Annotated in this window: 15 protein-coding genes and 3 pseudogenes; 12 read left to right on the forward strand and 6 right to left on the reverse strand. The window is 72.8% G+C overall.

What is annotated here, in order from left to right:
- Positions 1-8: 8 nt before the first annotated feature.
- Complete coding sequence (locus WMF27_RS12935; RefSeq protein ID WP_437768569.1) at positions 9-2,078, reverse strand: DUF1565 domain-containing protein; 2,070 nt, start codon at positions 2,076-2,078, stop codon at positions 9-11.
- A gap of 182 nt (positions 2,079-2,260) precedes the next feature.
- Complete coding sequence (locus WMF27_RS12940; protein ID WP_437768568.1) at positions 2,261-3,955, reverse strand: hypothetical protein; 1,695 nt, start codon at positions 3,953-3,955, stop codon at positions 2,261-2,263.
- A 260-nt stretch (positions 3,956-4,215) separates the two neighbouring features.
- Here WMF27_RS12940 and WMF27_RS12945 point away from each other — a divergent pair, with 260 nt between their 5' ends.
- Positions 4,216-4,581: a hypothetical protein gene (locus WMF27_RS12945; RefSeq protein WP_437768567.1), complete on the forward strand. Its 366-nt coding sequence runs from the start codon at positions 4,216-4,218 to the stop codon at positions 4,579-4,581.
- A 124-nt stretch (positions 4,582-4,705) separates the two neighbouring features.
- On the opposite strand, the gene WMF27_RS12950 is transcribed toward WMF27_RS12945, so the two are convergent.
- Entirely contained in the window at positions 4,706-5,146 is a 441-nt protein-coding gene (locus WMF27_RS12950) for a hypothetical protein (protein ID WP_437768566.1), read from the reverse strand.
- Positions 5,147-5,374: 228 nt separating this feature from the next.
- The gene (locus WMF27_RS12955; protein ID WP_437768565.1) at positions 5,375-6,100 is read right to left on the reverse strand and encodes a hypothetical protein; all 726 of its coding nucleotides are present in this window, start codon (positions 6,098-6,100) and stop codon (positions 5,375-5,377) included.
- A 112-nt stretch (positions 6,101-6,212) separates the two neighbouring features.
- Between WMF27_RS12955 and WMF27_RS12960 the strand changes: the two genes are divergently transcribed.
- The 10 genes and pseudogenes from WMF27_RS12960 to WMF27_RS13005 all read left to right on the forward strand — a co-directional run bounded on the left by WMF27_RS12960 (position 6,213) and on the right by WMF27_RS13005 (position 17,943).
- Positions 6,213-7,211 carry a beta-ketoacyl-ACP synthase 3 gene (locus tag WMF27_RS12960; protein ID WP_437768564.1) on the forward strand — a complete coding sequence of 333 codons (999 nt, stop codon included), beginning with the start codon at positions 6,213-6,215 and terminating at the stop codon, positions 7,209-7,211.
- 179 nt (positions 7,212-7,390) lie between these two features.
- Positions 7,391-9,577: a glycoside hydrolase family 3 N-terminal domain-containing protein gene (locus WMF27_RS12965; protein ID WP_437768563.1), complete on the forward strand. Its 2,187-nt coding sequence runs from the start codon at positions 7,391-7,393 to the stop codon at positions 9,575-9,577.
- Between the two features lie 222 nt (positions 9,578-9,799).
- A pseudogene (locus WMF27_RS12970) lies at positions 9,800-10,678 on the forward strand (DUF2169 family type VI secretion system accessory protein); the annotation flags it as partial.
- 257 nt (positions 10,679-10,935) lie between these two features.
- Positions 10,936-11,628, forward strand: a pseudogene (locus WMF27_RS12975) (DUF2169 domain-containing protein); the annotation flags it as partial.
- A gap of 813 nt (positions 11,629-12,441) precedes the next feature.
- Complete coding sequence (locus WMF27_RS12980) at positions 12,442-13,296, forward strand: SDR family NAD(P)-dependent oxidoreductase (protein WP_437768562.1); 855 nt, start codon at positions 12,442-12,444, stop codon at positions 13,294-13,296.
- A 138-nt stretch (positions 13,297-13,434) separates the two neighbouring features.
- On the forward strand, positions 13,435-14,199 hold the full coding sequence (locus tag WMF27_RS12985) for a hypothetical protein (protein WP_437768561.1): 765 nt from the start codon (positions 13,435-13,437) through the stop codon (positions 14,197-14,199).
- A 413-nt stretch (positions 14,200-14,612) separates the two neighbouring features.
- Positions 14,613-15,854: a hypothetical protein gene (locus WMF27_RS12990; RefSeq protein ID WP_437768560.1), complete on the forward strand. Its 1,242-nt coding sequence runs from the start codon at positions 14,613-14,615 to the stop codon at positions 15,852-15,854.
- The gene (locus tag WMF27_RS12995; RefSeq protein ID WP_437768559.1) at positions 15,851-16,090 is read left to right on the forward strand and encodes a hypothetical protein; all 240 of its coding nucleotides are present in this window, start codon (positions 15,851-15,853) and stop codon (positions 16,088-16,090) included. The genes WMF27_RS12990 and WMF27_RS12995 overlap by 4 nt, the downstream gene beginning before the upstream one ends.
- A 363-nt stretch (positions 16,091-16,453) precedes the next feature.
- A pseudogene (locus WMF27_RS13000) lies at positions 16,454-16,849 on the forward strand (SDR family NAD(P)-dependent oxidoreductase); the annotation flags it as partial.
- A 98-nt stretch (positions 16,850-16,947) separates the two neighbouring features.
- Positions 16,948-17,943 carry an aldo/keto reductase gene (locus WMF27_RS13005; RefSeq protein ID WP_437768558.1) on the forward strand — a complete coding sequence of 332 codons (996 nt, stop codon included), beginning with the start codon at positions 16,948-16,950 and terminating at the stop codon, positions 17,941-17,943.
- A gap of 37 nt (positions 17,944-17,980) precedes the next feature.
- Here the strand turns inward: WMF27_RS13005 and WMF27_RS13010 are convergent, their stop codons facing one another.
- Together WMF27_RS13010 and WMF27_RS13015 are read right to left on the reverse strand one after the other, a co-directional pair.
- Positions 17,981-19,372, reverse strand: coding sequence for a sigma-70 family RNA polymerase sigma factor (locus tag WMF27_RS13010; RefSeq protein WP_437768557.1), 1,392 nt, complete (start codon positions 19,370-19,372; stop codon positions 17,981-17,983).
- A gap of 246 nt (positions 19,373-19,618) precedes the next feature.
- Entirely contained in the window at positions 19,619-21,262 is a 1,644-nt protein-coding gene (locus WMF27_RS13015; protein ID WP_437768556.1) for a ribonuclease J, read from the reverse strand.
- 179 nt (positions 21,263-21,441) lie between these two features.
- Between WMF27_RS13015 and WMF27_RS13020 the strand changes: the two genes are divergently transcribed.
- Positions 21,442-21,984 carry an SPW repeat domain-containing protein gene (locus tag WMF27_RS13020; protein WP_437768555.1) on the forward strand — a complete coding sequence of 181 codons (543 nt, stop codon included), beginning with the start codon at positions 21,442-21,444 and terminating at the stop codon, positions 21,982-21,984.
- Positions 21,985-22,021 lie beyond the last annotated feature (37 nt).

The following is a 22,021-nucleotide window of genomic DNA, read 5'->3' on the forward strand; positions in this document are numbered from 1 at the left end:
AGCGATCGTCACGGGGCGGGCGTGGCGCTGCTCGGGACGGGGAGCGCGCCTTCGGCGAGCTGATCGCTCTCCTGGTTGCCCTCGAAGCTGTTGTCCTCCGACACCGACGGCGCCTGCGCGCCCTGCACGACGAGGCCAAACCGGTTGCCGGTGGACTCCGAGCTCGCGAGCGCGCCGTGGCTGTCGCTGAACAGCAAACCGGCGCGCGCGCAGCGCTGCACCTGCACCGAGCTCACCTGCGCCGTCGAGCCCAGGACCACGAGGCCGTCGCCCAGGTCCGGCACCGATTCCGTCTGCCCACCGGAGCCCAGGGCCGAGAACGTGCCGCCCTCGACCCCGAGGATGACCGTGTCCTCCACCGTGCTCGGCGACGCCAGCAGCAGGCCCGCCACGCGGCTCTCCAGCACGGCCGACCTCTGCACGAGGACCTGCGCCGCCCCGGCGCTCAGCAGGCCGACGCCTCCCGTGCCGTCGCGCTCCTCCGGCAGCGAGCGCTCGATGAGGCTGTCCGCGATCTCGAGGGTCGCGCCCCGGGACGCGGACACGCCCGCGACGTGGGGCTCCAGGACATACGTCGACGCAAGCGCGGCGCGGCCACCCTGCACGAGCACGCCGGCGGCGCTGTCCCGGTGCAGCGGGCTCGCGCGCGTGCCCTCGATGACCACGCCGCTCGCCGAGAGCGTCCCGCCCCAGACGAACAGCCCAGCGTCGCCGGCCTGGCGCACGAGGCTCGACGAGAGCGAGAGCGCTCCGCCGCGCTGCTCGACGGCGACGCCGAGGTGACCGCTCTCCGGGGCGGCCGCGCCATCGAAGAGGTTGCCGGATGCCTCGACCTCCGTGCCGGCGTCCGCGACGGCGAGCAGCGCGTCGCACGCCCCCGACAGGACGCTGGAGGCGAGCGACGCGCGCGCGCCCTGCTCCACGGCGAGGCCGCCGGCTTCGGGCGCCGCGTCCGCCGGGGCGGCGATGAGGTTGCGCGCCGCCACGAGCTCCGCGCCGGCGCCCGTCACCAGCGCGCCCAGGTGATGGTGGACGAGCGCGTTCGCGTCGAGCCGGAGCGTGCCGTCCTCGAGGTGCACGCCGACGCCGTCGCCCGTCGCCGACGGCAGCGCCGTGGCCTCCAGCAGGTTGCCCTCCGCGACCACCTCGGCCGCCTCGGAGCTGATGCGCAGGCTGACCGTGCCGCCGATCAGCGCGTTCTCGGTGAGCCGCGCCTCGGCCCCGGAGACGACGAGCACGCTGGTCCAGCCCTCGCCCGTTCCATCGTCCGCCCACGACGACTGGACGAGGCTGCGCGACAAATCGAGGCTCGCGCCAGGGAGCGCGACCACGAGACCATTGCCGCTCTCGCCCGTCACCCGGATGTCGCGCACCGAGACCGCCGCTGACTGGATCAGCACCCCGATCGACGGGCTGAGCAGGGTCACGCCGCGCACGCCAGCGCGGTCGACGTCGTGGATCCAGACCGCGCTGACGTTGCCGTCGGGATCGCTCTTCTCGCCCCGGAGCACCACCCGCGAGGCGCACCGCCCGACGATCTCGATGGGCTTCGCGATCTCGATCGGCTCGTCGTACTCGCCCTCGGCCAGGACGACGCGCCCGTCCGCCTGAACGCCCCCCAGCGCCTCCGCCAGCGTCGTGAACGGCCTCTCCCGCGACCCGTCGCCGTCTCCGCCCTCGTAGCCAGGATCGACGTGGAGATCGCCGGGCGTCTCGACGATCTCGCCCCACGGCGCCGAGCCGCAGCCGTCCGGGCCGTCGATGGAAACACAGCCCTTCTGCGGGACCGCGAATGTCCCCTCCGGGCACCTGGCCATGGTGGGATGGCAGGCGCCGCCCTCCACGAACTCCGCCGCACAGCCGGGGATCCCGACGTCGATGCAGCCCTCGTCGTGCTTCGGGATCGTCCCGGGCGAGCACTTCGCGAGCGCGGGGCGGCAGAAGCCGTCCTCGTCGATGAAGGCGTCGGCGCAGCCCCGAATGCCCACCTGCATACATCCGCTGGCGCCGCTGATCTGCCCCGGCGCACACCCCGAGTCGCCGCCGCCTTCCCCGGGGAGGTGGGTATACGGCGGCATGTCGGTGCTCTCGCAGCCGAAGAGCGAGACCGCGCACAGGCTGGAAGCGAGAGAAAAAAGACACCAGGGCGCCGAGTGTCCAAGCTTTGCGCGCAACACCCCACCAACCTAGCAGATGGTCCGATGCGCACGCCGGCAATGCGCGCCTCTCTCGCCGTCTCCGGCCGCTCGAGACCGGACATTCACGGGCGTGACCCGGACAGCCGCACGTCGGCTCGCGCCCAGGCGCGCTTGAAGCGCGCGTGTGCGGCGTCCGCTTCCTCTTCCCTGCCCTGTGCGCGGAGGCTGCGCTCGAGCCCGCACAGCGACCAGCCATTCTGCGGGTTTTGGCGCAGGTCCTCCCGGTACGTCGCCTCCGCGTCGCGCGCGCGGCCCGCCGTGAGGAGCACCGCGCCGAGCGTGTGCCGGACCGGCTCGGGCCAGTCCGGCGGCTCGAAATAGCGCAGCTCGTCCTCGATGCGCGCGGCGTCCTCGAGCATGCGAGCAGCGGCGCCGGTGTCGCCGCGCTCCGACGCGATCTGGCCCTCGAGCACGAGGGAGGCGATCTCGAGCAGGTCCTTCGCGCGGTTCCTGCCGATCGTCGCGTCCTCCCGGCTCTCGGACGCCATCGCCCGGAGCACCGCCGCCTCGCGCGCGGCATCGTCATGGCGCCCCGTCGCGGCGAGCGCGCGGCCGCGCGCATAGCGCCAGATCCCCGCCGTGTACCGCAGCCCGGGCGGCGGCGCCGGCTCCGCGAGGACGTCGTCCCACCGTCCGAACCGGACGAGCGCGAACAGCAGCGCAGGGCGGAACATCTCGAGCATCGGCATGTGTCGGACGTTGTGGTCGGGCACCGCCGCGGCCAGCTCTCGCGCGGCGCGCACGGCGACGGCGCTGCGCCCCTCCATGCTCGCCGAGACCGAGAGGAAATGGAGGTTGTGCGGGAAGTACATCATCGGATAGATGCCCTCCGGCCGCCGCTCGCGGATGTACCGGCGATCGACCAGCGCCGCCTGCTCGTTCGCGTCAGAGGCGTCCGCGTAGCGACCGACGCGCACGAAGATGTGCGACGGCATGTGAACGAGGTGCCCAGCGCCAGGGGCCAGACCGCCGAGCCGCTCGGCGCTCGGCAACGCCCGCTCCGGCGCGCGCGACGCTTCGACCGCGTGGATATAGTAGTGATTCGCGCCGAGGTGCTCGGGATCTCGCCGGAGGACGCCCTCCAGCGTGGCGATGATCTCCTCGGTCCCGGGCTGCGGCCGGCCGTCCTTCGTCCAGAGATCCCACGGGCGCAGATCCATGAGCGCCTCGGCGAAGAGGACACCCGCGTCGAGGTCGTCGGGGAAGCGACGGGCGAGCTCGCGCATCGCGCTCGCGTAGGCGCGGTCGAGGTCCGCGCGGTCGCGGCCCGGCGTTGAAGCGTGGCGCTCCGCGAGCGCGTCGATGTACGCGCGCTCGCGCTCGCTGGCGGACGCGGCGAGCGCGCGCGCCTCCTCCACGGCCTCGAGGGCGGCCCGCTCCCGCGCCGCGTCGGCCGGCTGGTTGATGTTGGGGCCGAGCGTGAGCGCGATGCCCCAGCGGGCCATGGCGAGGCCCGGATCGAGGCGGGCGGCCTCCCGGAATGCCTTCCGCGCCTCGTCGTGGTTGAACGCGTAGACGAGCCGCAACCCCTGATCGAAATAGCGTTGCGCGAGCTGCGATGACGTCGTCACGGGGTGATGGAGAGCGCCGATGTCCTCGAACAGAGGGACGCGCTCGGCGTCGGGCGCCTCCGCAGGCGCAGGGCCGGTCGGCGGCTCCGCTCCGGGCGAGGCGGGGCGTGGCTCCGCGCCGCACGCCGCGAAGGCGGCGCAGGCGCAGAGCAGGGGCAGGCTGAAGAGCGGGCGTCGAGCTGTCATGGGTAACCTCCCTGGAGCCCGGATCGCCACGGGTTCCGACGGTCCAACATCCCCTCGCGGGGTCGCTTTGCCTCGGGCGCCGCCCTCCGGCGCGATCGCGGAGGTCGAGCCGAGCGAGGGCCATGCACGCGCGGTTCCCGCGGCACGGGAAGGCAGCGCACAGAAGACCCGGGCGTGGCCGGGCCATCGACGCATCGGCGCCGTCAGCGCGGTGCTCGATGGACGGACGGCGCGACTTGCGGCAACCTCGGGACATGACGATGTGCAGGGATGAAGCTCTCCGCTGGGTTCACCGCTACGCGATCGGCGGGGCGGCGTTCGCCGCGCTTCCGCTCCCGATCTCGACCTCCGCCGGGCTCGTCGCGATCGAGACGCACATGATGGCGATGGTCGGCGAGATCTACGGCGAGAACATGGGATCCGTGGTGACGACCGCCGCCGGCGGGAGCTTCGCGATCCTCGGGCAAGGCCTGAAATTCCTGGCCACCCGGGCGGTCGGCTTCGTCCCGCTGATCGGGCCGGCCATCAAGATGGGCATCGCAGGGCTCACGATCGAGGCGATCGGCCGGGGCGTGGTCGGGCACTTCGAGCGAAAGTACCCGGGCAAGATCTTCGAGAAGGCGTGAGCCGACGTGGCGTGCGCGGCGCGCTGCGCGCGACGCGCTGCCTGCCGTGAGCACGAGGCGCGGCGCGCGCAATGCGCCGGCGCGCGGCGCCGCCTGGTGCGCCGCGCGCCGCTATCGACGTCCGTCAGTTCTCGCAGCCGCTGCAGGCGAGGGGGCAGGTGCCGTTCACCGTCGCCTGACAGTGAAGGTCGGGCGCGCCGGCGCTGTCGCCGTAGTCGCAGCAGATCTCGCCGGCGTCGCAGCATCGCACGCCGCAGCAGAGGCCTTCTTCGCAGCCGAAGCCGGGGGCGCACGCATCCGCGCACTCGCCCTGGATGCAGACCTGAGTCTCGGTGCAGGTCGTGCCGCACGACCCGCAATTGCGCGGATCGCCGGCCAGGTCGACGCACTCCGATCCACAGCACGAGAGCCCGGGCTCGCACGTGCACATGGTGCCGCCCTCGCCGCCCATGCCGCCCTCGCCCCCCGTGCTCGTCGTCGCGACGGTGGAGGTCGCTCCGCCTTCTCCGCCCGCGCCCCCGCTGGAGGAGCTCGATGCGGTGACGTAGATCGGCAGAACGTTCACGGTGCCCGGGTCAGCTTCACATCCAGCGACGGCGAACAATGCGGCCCACAACAGCAACGCGATCACCCGATGACAGGGCATGAGCACCTCCAAGCCAAAATCACACTACCACGGAGGGGCGCGGCGACACGAGGGGGGCATGGCACACGGCGCAGCGCCGGTTGTACGCGCTGCGTCGTACGCCGCTTCACGCGCGTCACGACGATGAACGCAGCGGCGCCTGCGACATCAGGGGGTGATGAGCTTGCAGTCCGACAGGAGCCCCGTGTACCAGTCATCGGTCCTGTCGAGCCATGCGCCCTCGCTGGACCAACGGATGCCGGGCCGCTTCATCCTGCCTTCGACGGTGTAGGTGCACTTCACCGCGAACCGTGCGGACGGCAGCTTGCCTGAGGTGAGCGCGGGCTCGCTCCAGAGGCCGGCGGCGAGGAACTGGACGCGGTCCGTGGTCGTGTAAGGACGGAGCAGCTTTTTGTCGTCCGCATCCCCCTTGGACCAACCCTTGGTGGGCGACTCGAACGCGCAGTGCCGGCCGCTGATCTCCTCGGCCGACCAGCAGGCGAGATCCTTGATGTCGGTGGACACGAGGGTGACCTCGACCTGGGACTTGTCCCCGGGTTTCCACTTGGGGCCGGACGTGCCGGCCGCAGGCTCACGCCCGAAATAGGCGAAGGCCGCGGCGAGGCCGCCGATGATGATGAGGAACAGGATCATGCTCTTGCCGAGCGAGCCGCCCTGCGGTTGGGCGGCGGCGCGAGGCCGCGCGCCGGGCTTCTTGCCGGCCGGGCGCCGCGCTGCGCCAGCCTGCTTTGCAGGACGCGAGGCTCTGGCGGGCGCCGCGGCGTCGGCGCGGCCATCGCCGTCCTCGTCGCTGCGGGTGTCCTGCGCGTCGGTTTCGCCGGGAGGCGCTTCGTCCGTGTCGGGGCGGTCTCTGTCTTCGGAGCTCGTAGCCATCGAGGCGCTTTATGTACCGGAGCGCGTCCGCGACTCAAGCATTCCGTGGACCGAGCGGCAGGGCACGATCGCCCGTCCCAACGAGCAGCCCTTGATGTAGGCTGCGGCCGCGATGACGTTCGATGCCAGAAATCCACGCGCGCGCATCCTCGGCACAGGCCGCTCCCTGCCGCTCGCCGTCCCGACGAGCGAGGCGCAGGCGGGTGCGCCGCCGGCGGACGGCGCGGCGGGCGACCCTGGCGACGAGCGGCGCCGCGTCGCGCCCGGCGAGCGGACGAGCGACCTGGCGGCGCGGGCGGCGAAGGCGGCCCTCGAGGCGGCCGGGGTCGGGCCGCGCGATCTCGAGATGATCATCCTCGCCACCTCGAGCGGCGACGCGCCGATGCCGGCGACCGCGGTGCACGTGCAGCAGAAGCTCGGCGCCGAGCACATCCCGTCGTTCGACCTCTCCGCGTCGCTGACGGGCTTCCTCTACGGGCTGTCGGTGGCGAACCAGTTCGTGACGGCGGGGACCATGAAGCACGTGCTCGTCATCGGCGCGGACCTGCTCTCCCGCCGCCTGGATCCGCGGGACAGGGCCTCGGCCCAGCTGTTCGGCGACGGCGCCGGCGCGGTGGTGGTCGGGCCGGCGACCGGCGACGGTCGGGGGATCCTGAGCGTCGGCTTGCGCGCCGACGGGAAGAGGGCCGATGTGCTCCAGGTGCCCGGCGGAGGTTCCGCGGAGCCGCTCACCGTGGAGCGGCTCGCCGACCGGCGGCACTACCTGCGCGTGAAGCAGCCCGAGCTGCGGCAGGCCGCGGAGGAGCACCTCGGGGCCCACGCCCTCTCGACGGTCGCGGCCGCCGGGCTTGCGCCCGCGGACGTCGACTGGGTGATCCCGCACCACGCCGACCCGCACCTCGTCGCCCTCCTCGCCGAGCGCCTCGGGTGCTCGCCCGAGCGCGTCCTTGGCGCGGTCGACGGCGCCAGCGCGGCCGGGACTTGCGCGGGCTCGGTCGCCATGGCGCTCGACGCGGCGCTCCGCGATGGCCGGATCCTGCCCGGAAATCACGTGTTGCTGTGCGCGCTCGGCGGCGGCCTCACGTGGGGCAGCGCCGTGCTCCGCGTCTGAGGCGACGAGGGCCGGGGTCTCTGGCGGCGGGCGGCCCGGCGGGCACACGGCCCTCGAGGGAGCCCGCGCGCTGCGCTCGGTGGCGGTGGGCGAATTCCCCCACCGCCGCGCTCGCGGCGAAGGCGACGAGCGCGACGGTGGACTTGTCGCCGTGCGCTCCCCATCGTGCAGGAGAACCCATGAACGACGCTCCTCTCTACAAAGATGCCAAGCAGCCCGTGGGAAAGCGGGTGGAAGATCTCTTGCGTCGGATGACCCTGGACGAGAAGGTGGGGCAGCTCATGCAGCTCGACGCCCAGGGAGATCTGGAGGACGCGATCGGGCGGATGAAGGTCGGCAGCCTCCTGCACTGCAACGGGAAGGACGCTGACACGGCGATCCGGCGCGCGCTGGACACCCGCCTTGGCATTCCGGTGCTGATGGCCGACGACGGGATCCATGGCCATTCCTTCTGGGCGGGCGCCACGATCTTCCCCACGCAGCTCGCCATGGCCTGCAGCTGGGATACGGGGCTCCTGGAGCAGGTCGCGCGGGTGACCGCCGCCGAGATGCGGGCCACGGGACTCAAGTGGACGTTCTCTCCCGTCCTGTGCCTCACACGCGATCTCCGCTGGGGCAGGGTGGGGGAGACCTTCGGCGAGGATCCCTATCTGATCGGCGAGCTCGCCTGCGCGATGATCAAGGGCTATCAGGGCAAGGGCCTGGACGATCCGGACGCGGTGCTGGCGACCGCCAAGCACTACGCTGGGTACTCGGAGACGCTGGGCGGCCGCGACGCGTCGGAGGCGAACATCTCGCGGCGCTACCTGCGCTCGTATTTCCTGCCGCCCTTCGAGCGGGCCGCGAGGAGCGGCTGCATGGCCTTCATGACTGGATATCAATCCATGGACGGGATCCCGGCCACCGCCAACCGCTGGCTCCTGACGGAGGTCCTCAAGGAGGAGTGGGGGTTCGAGGGGATCCTCGTGACCGACTGGAACAACGTTGGCAATCTCGTGCTCGATCAGAAGGTCTGCAAGGACATGGCCGAGGCGGCCACGGTGGCGGTCCGGAGCGGCAACGATCTGATGATGGCGACACCGCAGTTCTACGAGGGCGCCCAGGAGGCGGTGCGCCGCGGGCTCCTCGCCGAGGCCGAGATCGACGCGGTCGTGCGGCGCGTCCTCTCGCTCAAGTTCTCCCTGGGGCTCTTCGAGGACCCCGGGTACAGCAGCGAGCAGCGCATCCAGGAGATCATCGGGTGCGCGGCCCACCGGGACCTGAACCTGGAGGTCGCGCGGGCGTCTCTCGTGCTGCTCAAGAACGACGGCCTCCTGCCGCTCGCGGAGGCGGCGGCGTCGAGGCCCTTGCGGCGGATCGCGGTGATCGGCCCGAGCGCGGACGACCCGATCGCCCAGCTGGGCGACTGGTCGCTCGGCTCGGGCCAGATGAGCGGCGGCAACGGGCCGCAGCACCCCCGCTCGAGCATCGTCACGATCGTGGATGGGATACGGGAGCTCGCGCCCCCGGGGTGTGAGGTGGTCTATGCCGCGGGCTGCTCGGTTCTCAGCGAGGACGAGTCGGGCATTCCTGCCGCGGTCGAGCTGGCCCGGGGCGCAGACGCGGTGGTGCTGGTCCTGGGGGACAGGATCGAGCTCATCGGCGAGACGAAGAGCACGGCGACCCTCGAGCTCATGGGCGGCCAGAGGGCCCTCTCGGACGCGATCGCCAGTACCTGTGTGCCCACGGTCGTTGTCCTCGTCAACAGCAAGCCGCTGGTCCTCCCGCGCTCGGCGCTCGGCGCGGCGGCGATCCTCGAGGCGTTCAATCCGGGGATGATGGGCGGGCGGGCCGTGGCCGAGGCGGTGTTCGGGGCGATCAACCCCTCTGGCAAGCTGACGATCTCGTTCCCTTACCACGTGGGCCAGCAGCCGATATTCTACAACCAGGCCCGCGGTCAGCACGGGAATCGCTACGCCGACCTGACGCAGGAGCCGGCGTTCGCCTTCGGCTTCGGCCTGAGCTACACGCGCTTCACCTACGGCGATCTGAAGGTCCTGACGCCGAGCGCGGAGCGAGGCGGCACGGCGTCGTTCGAGGTGACGATCACCAACGCCGGCGGGCGCGATGGCGTCGAGATCATCCAGCTGTACATCGAAGATCTGGTGACGTCGTCCACGTGGGCGCAGAAGGAGCTGAAGGCCTTCCGCCGCGTGAGCCTGGTCGCGGGGGAGGCGCGCAAGGTGCGCTTCGACGTGCCCGTGGCGGAGCTGTCCCTGGTCGACGCGGAGGGGCGCCGCGCGGTGGAGCCGGGGGATTTCCGTGTCCACATCGGCTCGTCGTCCCGGCCGCAGGACCTGCTCAGCGCCGGCTTCGCCGTGGCGTGACGGCGCGGCAGAGACACGGGAGACACGGGAGACACGGGAGGAGAGGACCGCCAGCGCGCGAGGAGCTCCAGGGATCTCGCGCCGGGTCGCCCAGGTTCGTCTCTCATCCTATCTTCTGAAGAACACGGCTCCTCACCCCACGCAGGTCGAAGCGCGGAGCAGCCCGCGTCGCCGAGGGGGGGCGCATCCGGCGGCGCTCTCGGCTAGTGTGCCGGGCCGTTCATGCAGCTCATCTCCCTGTCCCCCCTGGCCGCGTCGGCGTTGCTCTGGCGAACGGCGAACGGACCCTGTGTGACCGTCGCCGTGAAGGCGACCTTCCAGCTCTCGCCCGACGGCGTCGCCGCGCTGGCCGCGCCGCTGCCGCTCTTCGACGACGTCTTCCACGAGCAGAACGCGGGCCGGAGCCTCTATGTCGCCTCGGATACCGTGCCTCACAAACCCCGCGCCGACGTCCTGCTCACCGGCAGCGCGTACGCCCCGCCCGGCCAGCGCGTGAGCCACCGGTGGGTGCGCCTCGCCGTCTTCCACGCGCACGGGCAGGCGCCCGCGGTCGACAAGCGGCTCCAGGTCGTGGGCGAGCGGCAGCGCGATCCCGCGACCGGCCAGGCGATGGCGCCGGCCCCGTTCTCCAGGCTGCCCGTGCGCTACGAGCTCGCCTTCGGCGGCGTGCGCTGCCCCGAGAACCCTGTCGGAAGGGGGGCCGATCCCGCCGACCTCCGGCTGCCGAGCATCGTCAACCCCGCTGCGCCCGACGCCCCCGACGGCCTCGGGCCCATCTCGAGCGCGTGGCCGCAGCGGCGGCGCGCGCTCGCCGCGTGGGATCCCGCGAAGCTCCTGCTGCCTGTCCCGGAGCTCCCGATCGCCATGGACTGGGGCTACTTCAACGCGGCCCCGCGCGACCAGCAGATACGCTACCTGCGCGGGGACGAATGGATCCTGCTCGAAGGCCTCCACCCCACGGTCGCGCAGGTGCGCTCTCGCCTGCCCGGCGTGACGGCGCGCTTGCTCCTCCGCGCGCCGCGGCTCGCCGACCCCGCCGGCGTCGAGCTCACCGTGCGCTGCGACACGCTCTGGATCGACGCCGACGCGCTCCGGTGCACCCTGACGTGGCGCGCGTCCCTGGCCGTCGCCGAGCGCGCCCTGGAGGCCGTCGAGCGCGGCAGGATCCTGGTGACGCTGGCGCCCCTCGACGAGCGCGCGGCGTGGCCTGCGCCGGAGCCCGTCGCCGCGGCCGCGCCGCCGGTCGGCGCGACGACAGCGCCGCTGCCGGAGGGCGTGAGGCCGCCTGCGGGCGCGCGGCCGCCGCTCCCGATTCCCGAGCCGGATCCGTCGGTCGCCCGCGGCATGAGCGCCGAGGAGTGGGCCGCGCGCGGCGCGGGCGCGGAGGCGGCGCGCCCGTCGCTCGACCTGACGCAGACGCGCCCCCTCGACCCCGCTGCCTTCGCCGAGGCCCTCCGCGCGTTCGACCCGGCGCCGCCCGGCGCCGTCGCCGCGGAGGCCTCGCAGGCGGGTCCCGGCGCCGGGGAGGCGGCCGGAGGCGCGGGCGCGCCGGCGCCGCCGGTCTCCGGGCAGCCGCCGGTGCTCGCGGACACGCGCTCGTTCAACCTCCAGGACGTGCTGCGCGGCGCGCGCCAGGAGGACGCGCCGTTCCCGATCGCGCCGCCGCGGCCCGCGGAGCAGGCCGAGCCCGCGCGGGCCCCCGCCGAGGTCTCGCTGGAGGCCCTCCGGCAGGCCTTCCCCGCCATGGCCGCGCACATCGCGGCGCACGCCGGCGCGCCGCTGCCCACGGCCACGCTGCCGCTGCCCGAGCCGGAGCCGTCGAAGCCGACCAGCGAAGATCTCGCTGGCTCGCCCGACCTGCCGCCGACTGGACCTTCTTCAACGCCGCGCCCGCGGAGCAGCAGATCGCCTATCCCCGGGGGGACGAGCCGTTCGAGCTCTGGTCGGTGCGCCCGGAGGGCGAGGTCGTCCGGGGGCGGCTGCCCGAGCTGCGGGTCCGCGCGTTCAAGCAGGCGACGGAGAAGGCCGGCGGTGGGTTCTCCGAGGTCCCGATGCGGCTCGACACCGTGTGGTTCGACGCCGACGCGCTCCGGCTCGTGCTGGTCTGGCGGGGCCTGCTCGACGTGGCCGACGAGGACGCTTCCGAGATCGCGTCGCTGTTCGTCCTGAGCGAGCCGATGGCGCAGGGCGGGGCGAAGCGCGAGCCGGCGGCGAGGCGCGACGCGCGGGCGCGCTTCTTCGCGGAACTCGCGGCGGGCTCGGCGAGGAGCGCCTCCTCGTCGAGCCCCTCGGGGCTCTTGCACACGACGTGGAGCTGGAACTCGAACGGCTGCGAGATGATCTCGCGCCCCGTGAGGTCGTGGAGCTCGACCGCGTCGGCCGAGAAAGCACGCGATTCCAGGCGAGCAGAGAGCATGTCCTTCATGAGCGTCCCTCGGGTGAAGAGACGCTACCATCGCCCGCCGGCAAGCTCGCTTTCAAGCTGTTCGTGCAGCGGAGCGCCGCCGCGTCGCCGCGTCGCCGCGTCGCCGCGCGACGCCGCTCTCGGCAGCCCCTCAGCCCTCCAGCGGCACCTCGCGCGCCTGCCGCCGCGACAGCATCCGGAGCTTGCTCAATGCGTTCTCCTCGATCTGCCGGACCCGCTCGGCTCGTCGTCCCAACCAGAGGACCTGCTCTGCGCCGGGTTCGCCGTGGCGTAGGGCGTGTCGGCGGCGACCGCCGACGCTTCCGGTTTTCATTTCAATCCTGGCTGGTTGGTACCGTACACCTCCGTTCGGAATTCCAATTTTCTCCGGGTCGTGTATCACCGTCGACGGGGCAACGAGTGTCGGGTGAGGCCTCGGCGCCCGAGGAGGGAAGGACCGATGACGGCGAAGCGGGTGGCGCTGGTGACGGGCGCGAGCTCGGGGATCGGCCGGAGCGTGGCGGAGACGCTCGCGAGGAACGGGTATGTGGCCTTCGCGGGCATGCGCGATCCCGACGGCAGGAACCGAGCGGCGCGCGACGAGGTGGCGAACCTGGCGACCGCGGGGATCCCCATCGAGGCGGTCGCGCTCGACGTGACGGACGACGCCTCCGTGGCCGCGGCGGTCGCGACGGTGGTGGAGAAGACGGGGAAGATCGATGTGCTCCTGAACAACGCGGGCGGCTGCCTGATGGGGCTGACCGAGTGCGGCAGCGTCGATCTGCTGCAACGGCTCCTCGATACCCACGTCCTCGGGACGCAGCGCGTCTGTCGCGCCGTGCTGCCGCACATGCGCCGGCGAAAGACCGGGGTGCTCGCCTTCACGTCCAGCTTCGGCGGGCGCATCGTCGTACCGACCACGACGCTCTACTGCGCGGCCAAGGCCGGGATGGAGATGATGGCCGAGGGCTACAAGCGCGAGCTCGCGTCGTTCGGGATCGACGTCGTGATCCTGGAGCCGGGAATGGTCCAGACGAAGATCTTCGACAACATGTGGCTGGACGACGACACGGCGCGCGCCGCCGAGTACGGGGCGCTCGGGGGCGTGGGGCGCGCCATGCTCGAGATGGCCAAGATCATGAAGGGGCCATCCCCGGAAGAGGTCGCGGGCGTGCTGCTGAGGCTGCTGGAGATGCCGCACGGGCAGCGGCCGCTGCGCACGACGTTCGGCGCGGACGCGGCGCTGGCCGACCCGGTGAACGTCGCCGCGGACGAGGCCGCGCGGGCGCTGCACGCCCTGTTGGGCGCGCCGTAAGCGTCGTGAGATGACGTGCAGCCGTTCGCGCTGGCGCTCCTCCTGCGCGGCGGCACCGGATGAGGGATGCTCGACGACTACCTGCGGGCGATCACCCGCCGCGGAGTCGGGGTCATCCCGGAGCCATCGGAGCCCTCCATGTTGAACCTCCTTCTACGACTTTCCCCGCTGCGCCCCGCCGTCCGCCTCGAGACCGTCGAGCGGTGCGACTTCACCGAGCCGCGGCTGCGCGAGCTCCACGCCCTCTCGAACGCGCTCATGGCCGAGGACTTCGGGCACTTCTGCGTCCACGCGAGGACCAACGATGTCGTGCACGTCTTCCGCCGCGCCGACACCGGCGCGATCGTCGGCTTCCAGTTCTGGAAGACCGCGCCGCTCGCCTTGCCCCGCAGCCGGGCCATCGTCGGCGGGAAGCTCAGGATCTCGCCGGACTTCCGGACCCGCGGGCTGCACCTCGTCTCCGGCCTCCTGTTCTTGCTCGAGACGAAGCGCCGCGCCCCGCGCACCCGCCTCTACCGGCTCTCGATCGCCAGCCTCTTCGGGTTCGTCTCCATCACCGAGGCGCTCGCGCGTTACGAGCTCTTCGATCCGAAGCGCCGGGGCGCCGCGGAGGACGAGGCGGTGCGGGAGGCGTTCTTCAGGCTCGCCAGGGAGAGCAACTACCATGTCGACGACGAGACCGGGCTCTTCCGCGTCAACATCTTCATGACCGAGGAGACGGTGAGCCGCTATCCGCCGCGCTACTTCGAGCGCGCGGCCGCGCGGCGCTACGCCGCGGCCAACCCCGGCTTCCGCGCGAACGGCTGCTACGCCGGCTTCTGGTTCCTCTTCACCAGCGAGAACCTCCTCGCCATGACCCGCGCCGTCATGCGGAGGCTCTTCCGCCGGGACACCAAGCGTTGAGCAAGGGGGGGCGCAGCGACCTGCCGGCCCTATCGGGCGTCCGCAGCCAGGCTCCTCAGAATCTCCTCCATCTGATTCACGATGAGGCTCACGTGCCCCTCCGCTTCGAAGGTGGTGGCCTAATTTGAACATGAAGGCGGTAAGGCGGGAAGAAAAGATCAATGTTCTTCCCGCCTTACCGCCTTCATGTGAATCACTCCGGGGCAAATTAGGCCACCACCGCTTCGAATTCCTGGCAGCGAGCGCCGCTCAGGATCTTGGCCGCCCGCCTCGACGGGCGGCCAAGATCCTGAGCGCTCCCCACCACCGCCGTATGCGAAATCGGCCATCCGGTGAGAAAATCCCCGGAGCCTCCTCCGATCCGCCACATCTCGCGCGCAGCCCGGCCACGGCGCCGCGCCATGCTCCGTCCCATGACCGACGTCTCCTCCACCGCCGGCGTCGTGGTTCGCCCTGCGGCGGCGGGCCGCCTGCGCCGGCTCGGCGCCGCCGCGCTGTCGCTGCTGGTCGCCACGGCCGTATGGCTCCCGTGCCTCCACCTCTTCTTCCGGAGCGAGCCGGGCGAGCACCGCGCCTCGGGCGCGCTCTCGCCGCGTGGCCAGGCGCTGCTCGCGCATCAGCTCTCGCTCTGGGAGGAGGACAGCGCCGCGCAGGACGCGGCGCTCGCGCGGATGCGGGCCGCGAACGCCGAGTGGGACTTCATGGGACGGACCTTCCTCGTCCTCGGCCTCGCCAACGCCGCGCTGCGGGATCCGGGCGCCGAGGCGCGCCACCTCGCCGTCATCGACCGGATCGTCGACGAGACCCTCGCGATCGAGCGCGAGCGGGGGATGCTGCACTTCATGATGCCGTACGCCGCGCGGCGGCCGTTCGTGCAGCAGCCTGCGCGCAGCCTCTTCGTGGACGGCGAGATCGCGCTCATGCTGGGCGCGCGCGCCCTGGTCGCGCGCCGCGCCGACCACGAGGCCGAGCTCGACGCGCGCGTCGCCGAGATGCGGTCCCGGATGGAACGGAGCCCCGTGCTGTCGGGCGAGAGCTACCCCGACGAGTGCTGGACCTTCTGCAACACGCTCGCCCTCTCCGCGATGCGCATGGCCGACGCGCTGCACGGCGAGCGCCGCGGCCTCGATCTCGGCCGCCGCTGGCTCGCGGCGGCGCGCGCCCGGCTCCTGGACCCGAAGACGGGGCTGCTCGTGTCGAGCTACACCCACGACGGCAGGATCCTGGACGGCCCGGAGGGGTCGTCCCTCTGGCTTGTCGCGCACGCGCTGCTCCTGATCGACCCCGATTTCGCGCGCGATCAGTACGCGCGGGCGCGCCGCGAGCTCGGGGCGGAGCTCCTCGGCTTCGGCTGGGCGCGCGAGTGGCCCCGCTCGTGGGCCGGCCCGGGGGACGTGGACTCGGGTCCGATCGTGCCGCTCGTCGGGGCGAGCGCCGGATCGAGCGGCCTCGCGCTGCTCGGCGCCGCGGCCTTCGGCGACGCGCCGTACCTCGGAGGGCTGCTGACGTCGCTCGACCTGGCCGCGTTCCCCATCCGCGAGGGCGGCCGGCTGCGGTACGCCGCGAGCAACCAGGTCGGCGACGCGGCGCTGCTCTACGCGCTGAGCTTCGGCCCGCTCTGGGAGCGGATCGCCGGCGCGGGAGGTGCCCCGTGAGCCGACAGCTGGCCCTCGGCGCTGCGATGCTCATCGCGGCCTTCGTTGCCTGCCACATGCTCGGCCTGCGCGAGCAGGTGTCCGTGCTGAGCGGCACGCCCCCGCCCGCCGGCGGGGGCGATCCGTTGCTCGGCCTCGCCTACGCGCTGGCGTGGTTCGGCGGCGTGGTCTTCGCGCCGATCCTCGCGATCGCGGCGGGCGTGCTCGCGGTCGTCGACCGGCTCCGGTCGCGGTGACCCGCGCCCTCTCGGGCGGCTCGGCCGCCGCGCTGAGCGGCCGCCTGCGCCGCCTCGGCGGGCCCGCGCGGGGCGCCCTCGCGCGCCCCGCGCGCCCCGGCGGTGGGCGAGCTGCTCCACCCGCAGCACGGCGCCAGCAGGCTGCTGCCTGCGAAGCAGACACGCCGCCCGGCGTGCCGGCGCGCGCGCCATTCCCTCCGCGAACACGGGGCAAGCGCAGGGTGGAATGAAACGTGCTCAGCCGCGGCTCCCTCGGCGCGAGAAGACACACGACCTCGTGTCTGCCGATGGAAGGAGCTGATCGTGGATCTCGAACTCACCGGCAAGCGGGTCATCGTCACCGGCGGCAGCCGCGGTATCGGCGTGGGCTACCTGCGGACCGCGCGCGCCGTCGCGCCGCACCTCATCGCGAACGGCTGGGGCCGCATCATCAACATCGGCGGGCTGGCCGTGCGCAAGGCCGGCCGACCGATCGCCACGCTGCGCAACGTCGGCGTGGCGGCGATCACGAAGAACCTCGCGGACGAGCTCGGCCCGAAGGGGATCAACGTCACGGTCGTGCACCCGGGCGCGACGCGCACCGAGCGCGCCCGGCCCGAGGCCGAGAAGGACCTCGCCGCCTCGGTGAGCATCGGCCGGATCGTCGATGCCCGCGAGGTCGCGTGGGTCGTCGCGTTCCTCACCTCGCCGAGGAGCGTCGCGATCAACGGCGACGCCGTCGTCGCCGGCGGTGGCAGCGTCGGGCCGATCTATTATTGAGCCCTGAACCGACGGACCCGCGCGACGCGCGGGAGCTGAAGACGAGGGCGCCAGCTCGACGCCTCGAGCCAACAACTCCAGAGCAACAACGGAAGATCATGAGCATCCCGACGACCCGACTCGGCCGCACCGGCCTCACCGTTTCTCGCCTGTGCCTGGGCACGATGACGTTCGGTTTCCAGACGGACGAGGAGACCTCCCGCGCCATCCTGGACAAAGCCGCTGCCGCCGGCGTCAACTTCCTCGACACGGCCGACGTGTACCCGCTGGGCGGCGGTTTGGAGGCCGCCGGGCGCACCGAGGAGATCGTCGGCCGCTGGCTCAAGGGCAAGCGAGACCGCTTCATCCTCGCCACCAAGTGCGTCGGCCGCGTCGGCCCGAACGCGTGGGATCAGGGCGCCTCCCGCAAGCACATCCTGGACGCGATCGACGCCTCCCTGCGCCGGCTCGGCACCGATTACGTGGATCTCTACCAGCTCCACTCCGACGATCGTGACACCCCGATCGACGAGACGCTCGAGGCCCTCGACATCGTCGTTCGCTCGGGCAAGGCGCGGTACATCGGCGTATCCAACTACCTGGCCTATCGCCTGGCGCGCGCGCTCGGCCGCGCCGACGTGCGCGGGCTCGCGCGGTTCGTGTCCGTGCAGCCGCGTTATGCGCTGCTGTTCCGGGAGATCGAGCGCGAGCTGCTCCCGCTCGCGCAGGAGGAGGGCCTCGGCGTCATCCCGTACAACCCGCTCGCCGGCGGGTTCCTCACGGGCAAGCACCGCCGCGGCGAGCCCACGCCGGGCACCCGCTTCACGCTCGGCGCGGCGGCGTCCAACTACCAGCAGCGCTACTGGAACGAGCGCGCGTTCGCGACCGTCGAGAAGCTCGCGGGCATCGTCGCCGAAGCAGGCCAGCCGCTCACGACCGTCGCCGTGGCGTGGGTGCTCGCCAACCCGGCCGTCACGTCGGCCATCATCGGCGCCAGCCGGCCCGACCAGCTGGACGCCACGCTCGCCGCGGCCGCGCTCGAGCTCGATCCGCAGCTCAAGGCCCGGCTCGACGAGGCGACCGCGGAGTTCCGCCACGGCGACTCGCCGCGCTGAGCCCGGGGTCGAGGCGCCGGCGCGGCGGCAGCGCCGGTCAGCCCCCGAGCGGCGTCTCCAGCACCTGCCTCCGCGACAGTGTCCGCAGCTTGCTCAGCGCGCTCTCCTCGATCTGCCGGACGCGCTCCCGGCTCACCGAGAACATGCCACCGATCTCGGCGAGCGTGTGCGGCTGCCCGCCGTCGAGGCCGAACCGGAGCCGCAGCACGTCGCGCTCGCGCGGCGTCAGCGACTCGAGCAGCGCAGAGACCTGCGCGTGCAGGCGGCGGTGGACCAAGAGCTCGTCCGGCGCGGCGCCCTCGCTCGCGAAGAAGTCGCCCTGGCGCGCGCCGTCGTCGTCCCCCACCGGAGCGTCGAGGTACACCGGCGGCAGCGCCATCTCCCGCAGCGTCTGGAGCTTCTCCATCGACAGCCCGCTCCGCTCGGCGACCTCCTCGGGCGCCGCCTCGCGCGCGTGCTCCTGCTCGATCTCCCGCCGCGCCTGCAGCGCCCGGCGCCGGGTCTCGGCGATGTGGACCGGCACCCGGATGACCTGGCCCTGATAGAGCAACGCGCGAGAGAGCGCCTGCTTGATCCACCACATCGCATAGGTGCTGAACCGATAGCCGCGCCGGTAATCGAACTTCTCCGCCGCGCGGATCAGCCCGAGGTTGCCCTCCTGGATGAGGTCGAGCAGCGGCACGCCGCGGTGCCGGAGCTGCCGGGCCGCCGCCGCCACGAGCCGCAGGTTCGCGCGGACCATCTCGGCCCTCGCCTCGGCCGCCGCCCGGCAGGCGGCGCGCATCGCCGAGAGCGTCCCCTCGATCGCCTGGCGCCCGAGCCTGTCGACCGCGGGGATCGCCGCGCTCAGCGCGCGCTCGATCCGCGCCTCCACCAGGGGGCCCAGGCGCACGTCGGAGAGCCCGGCCGAGAGCGCGGCGCGCGCTCGCTGCCCGCTCGCCTCCGTCCGCCCGGCCTCCGCCAGGGACCGCGCGAGCCCGAGCAGCCGCGCCATCCTCACGGACGTCGCGTCGCTCGGCGCGTCGCCTCCGTCCGCGTTCAGCAGCAGATCGCTCATGTCCACCCGCCCCGCCCGCACGTCGTCCGCCAGCGCCGCGAGCGCCCGCAGCGCGACGGGCGACGCGACCCAGGCCTCGATCATCGCGCGCTCCGCCGACTCGATACGACGGCCGAGCTCCACCTCGATCTCGCGGGTCAGCGGCGCGCTTCCCGAGATCTCCTGGAGATAGACCGCGGCGACGTCCTCGCTCGGCCGCGCCGGCGGGGTGGCCCGCCGGCTGGCGGGCGCTCCCCGCCGCGACGACTGGGGAGGGCGGGTATCGGCGCCGACCGGCTCCTCGGCCCGCGTCTCGGCGACAGCGCCTCTTCCCTCCATCATCGTCGTCTCCGCCTCGCCCAGAAGGCGCGAGCTCGTGGGACTCTCGTTCATCTCGCCTGCTCCACCATGATGCCGCGTCGCGCGGTGATCGGCTCGGGCGCTCGCCGGGACACGCGGCCTGAGGGCAACCCCCCAGGATGGACCATGAAGCGACGCCGGTCATGCGGCGACAGAACAAAGGGGCTCCGCCGGTCCGCGTGATCCAGCGCCGGCGACGGCCGCGCTCGCTCCAGCTCGCCTGTCAGCGCGGCCAGGCGCCTGGGCCGCGCGGGCCGCCTGACCGAGACGTGCTGGACCTCACAGCAACACGGCCAGCGGGAGCACGGCGGGGCGCCGCGAGGCCTCGCGCCGGAACACCCGCCGCACGCCGCGGCTGAGCGCGTCCTCCAGCGCCGGCGCCAGCGTGCGCGCCGCGGGCGACAGCGCAGCGAGCGCGTCGCGCGCGCTGTCGAGCGCGGCGGCGTACAGCGTGCCGCCCTCCTCGAAGTGCGCCACGCCGCGCCCGAGGAGATCGGGGCCGCGCAAGATCTCGCCCGTCTTGCGGTCGGCCACCACCAAGATCATCACGAGCCCCTGATCCGAGATCTGCTCGCGCTCGCGGAGCACCAGCTCGGAGACGTCGAGCCCGCCGCGCGCGTCGAGCCACACCCGCCCGCTCTTCACCGTCTCGCCGAGGCGCATCCGGCCGTTCTCGAGGATCAGCGAGTCGCCGTCCTCGACGACGAAGACCCCCGACGCCGGCACGCCCATCCGGAGCGCCGTGCGCGCGTGGGCGAGCAGCATCCGGTACTCGCCGTGGATGGGGACGAAGTGCTCCGGCCGGACGGCGTCGAGGAGGACCTTCTGCTCCTCGGCCTGCGCGTGGCCGCTCGCATGGATGGGATCGAGGCCGCGATCGAGCACCACGGCGCCGCGCTTCGCCAGGCGGTTGGCGAGCTGGCTGACGGCGATCTCGTTGCCGGGGATCGCGCGGGAAGAGAAGATCACCGTGTCGCCCGGATCGACCCGCAGCCGGTGGTGGTCGCCCATGGCCATGCGCGCGAGGGCGCTGTTCGGCTCGCCCTGCGCGCCCGAAGCGAGCACGACGAGGCGCTCGGGCGGGAGCGAGGCCGCCGTGGCGTCGTCGACGAGCACGCCGGGCGGGACGCGCAGGATGCCGATTTCCTGGGCGATCCGCGTGTTGGTCGCGAGGCTGCGCCCGGCGAGCACCACCTTGCGGCCGAGCTGGGCGGCGAGGTCGAGGACGCTCTGGACCCGGTGCACGTTGGAGGCGAACAGCGCGACGAGGATGCGCCCCTTCGCCTCGCGAAACCGCCGGGTGAACCCTTCGGCCACCGCGGTCTCGCTGACCGACCAGCCGTCGCGCTCCGAGTTGGTCGAGTCCGAGAGGAGCGCCGCCACGCCGGCGCGGCCGTACTCGGCGAAGCGGCCGAGATCGAGCCGCTCGCCGGCGACGGGGGTGAGATCGATCTTGTAGTCGCCCGTGTGGATGAGGATCCCCTCGCTCGTCTCGATGGCGTAGCCGACCGCGTCGGGGATGGAGTGGGTCACGCGGAGGGGCTCGGCGCGGAACGGCCCGGCCACGACGTGCTGTTGCGGCTCGACCTCGCGGAGCGGCACGTCGATGCCGTGCTCGGCGAGGCGCTCGCGCACCAGCCGGAGCGTGAAGCGCGTCCCGTACACGGGGACGGGGAACTCGCGCAGCAGCGACGGCAGCCCGCCGATGTGATCCTCGTGGCCGTGCGTGAGCAGCACCGCGTCGACCCCGCCCGCCTCGCGGATGTAGCTGAGGTCGGGGATCGCGACCTCGACGCCGAGCACCTGGTCGTTGGGGAACATGACGCCGCAGTCGACGAGCACGCGGCGGCCTTCCTCCTCGATCAGCATCGCGTTCATCCCGACCTCGCCGAGGCCGCCGAGAGGAATAATCCGGACTCCCATGGGCGCAGCCTAGCATCGCGGATCGCACGAACAGAGGCCTCCGTGGGGCGCGCGGCGCGCGCGGACCGACCTGCGCGAGGCGCGGGCGGGGGGGCCGAGCTCAAGGGATCTGGCCCCGCGCCGCGCAGGAGGCCTGTCCCCGGTCTGCGGATTGCCTCTGCGCAGAGCGGGAGGACCTCATGGCACAATCCAACGCTTCGCTGGGCGCATACGAGCTGCCGACGACCTACCTGCCGCCGGACGACGTACCGACCGCGGAGCTCGCCTCGCTGGCCCCGAGCGCGCGGGAGGCGCGGCGGACGACGACGATCCCCTCGAGGCCGCTCCTCGGCGCCGCGCCCCTCGCGCGGATCGTCCCCGAGGACGTGCACTCCGCCCTCGATTACTCGAACGGGCTCATCGTCGCGCTGGCCGGGCTCTCCGCGCGGACGAAGGTCGCGAGGATCGCGGGCGTCGCGCTCGGCGCGTCGGTCATTTTCGTCTCCCTGCTCACCGACTACCGGCTGAGCCTGGCAAAGCGGATACCGATCGAGGCGCACGAGGTCATCGACCATGCCTTCGGCGTGTCGGTGATCGCGGCGCCGTTCGCGCTCGGCTACGCGAAGCGCGACCCGCTCGCCGCGGTCATCCACGTCGCCACGGGGGCGGCCACGATCCTGGGGTCGCTTTTCACGGACTATCGCGCGGTGAGGGGCGCCGGGCGCCGGCCGCGGCGGGCGTAGCCGCGCGCGCAGCCGGCCAGCACCGGCACCTTCCCAT

The organism is Sorangium sp. So ce281 (assembly GCF_051527395.1).
Classification (GTDB): domain Bacteria; phylum Myxococcota_A; class Polyangia; order Polyangiales; family Polyangiaceae; genus Sorangium; species Sorangium cellulosum_B.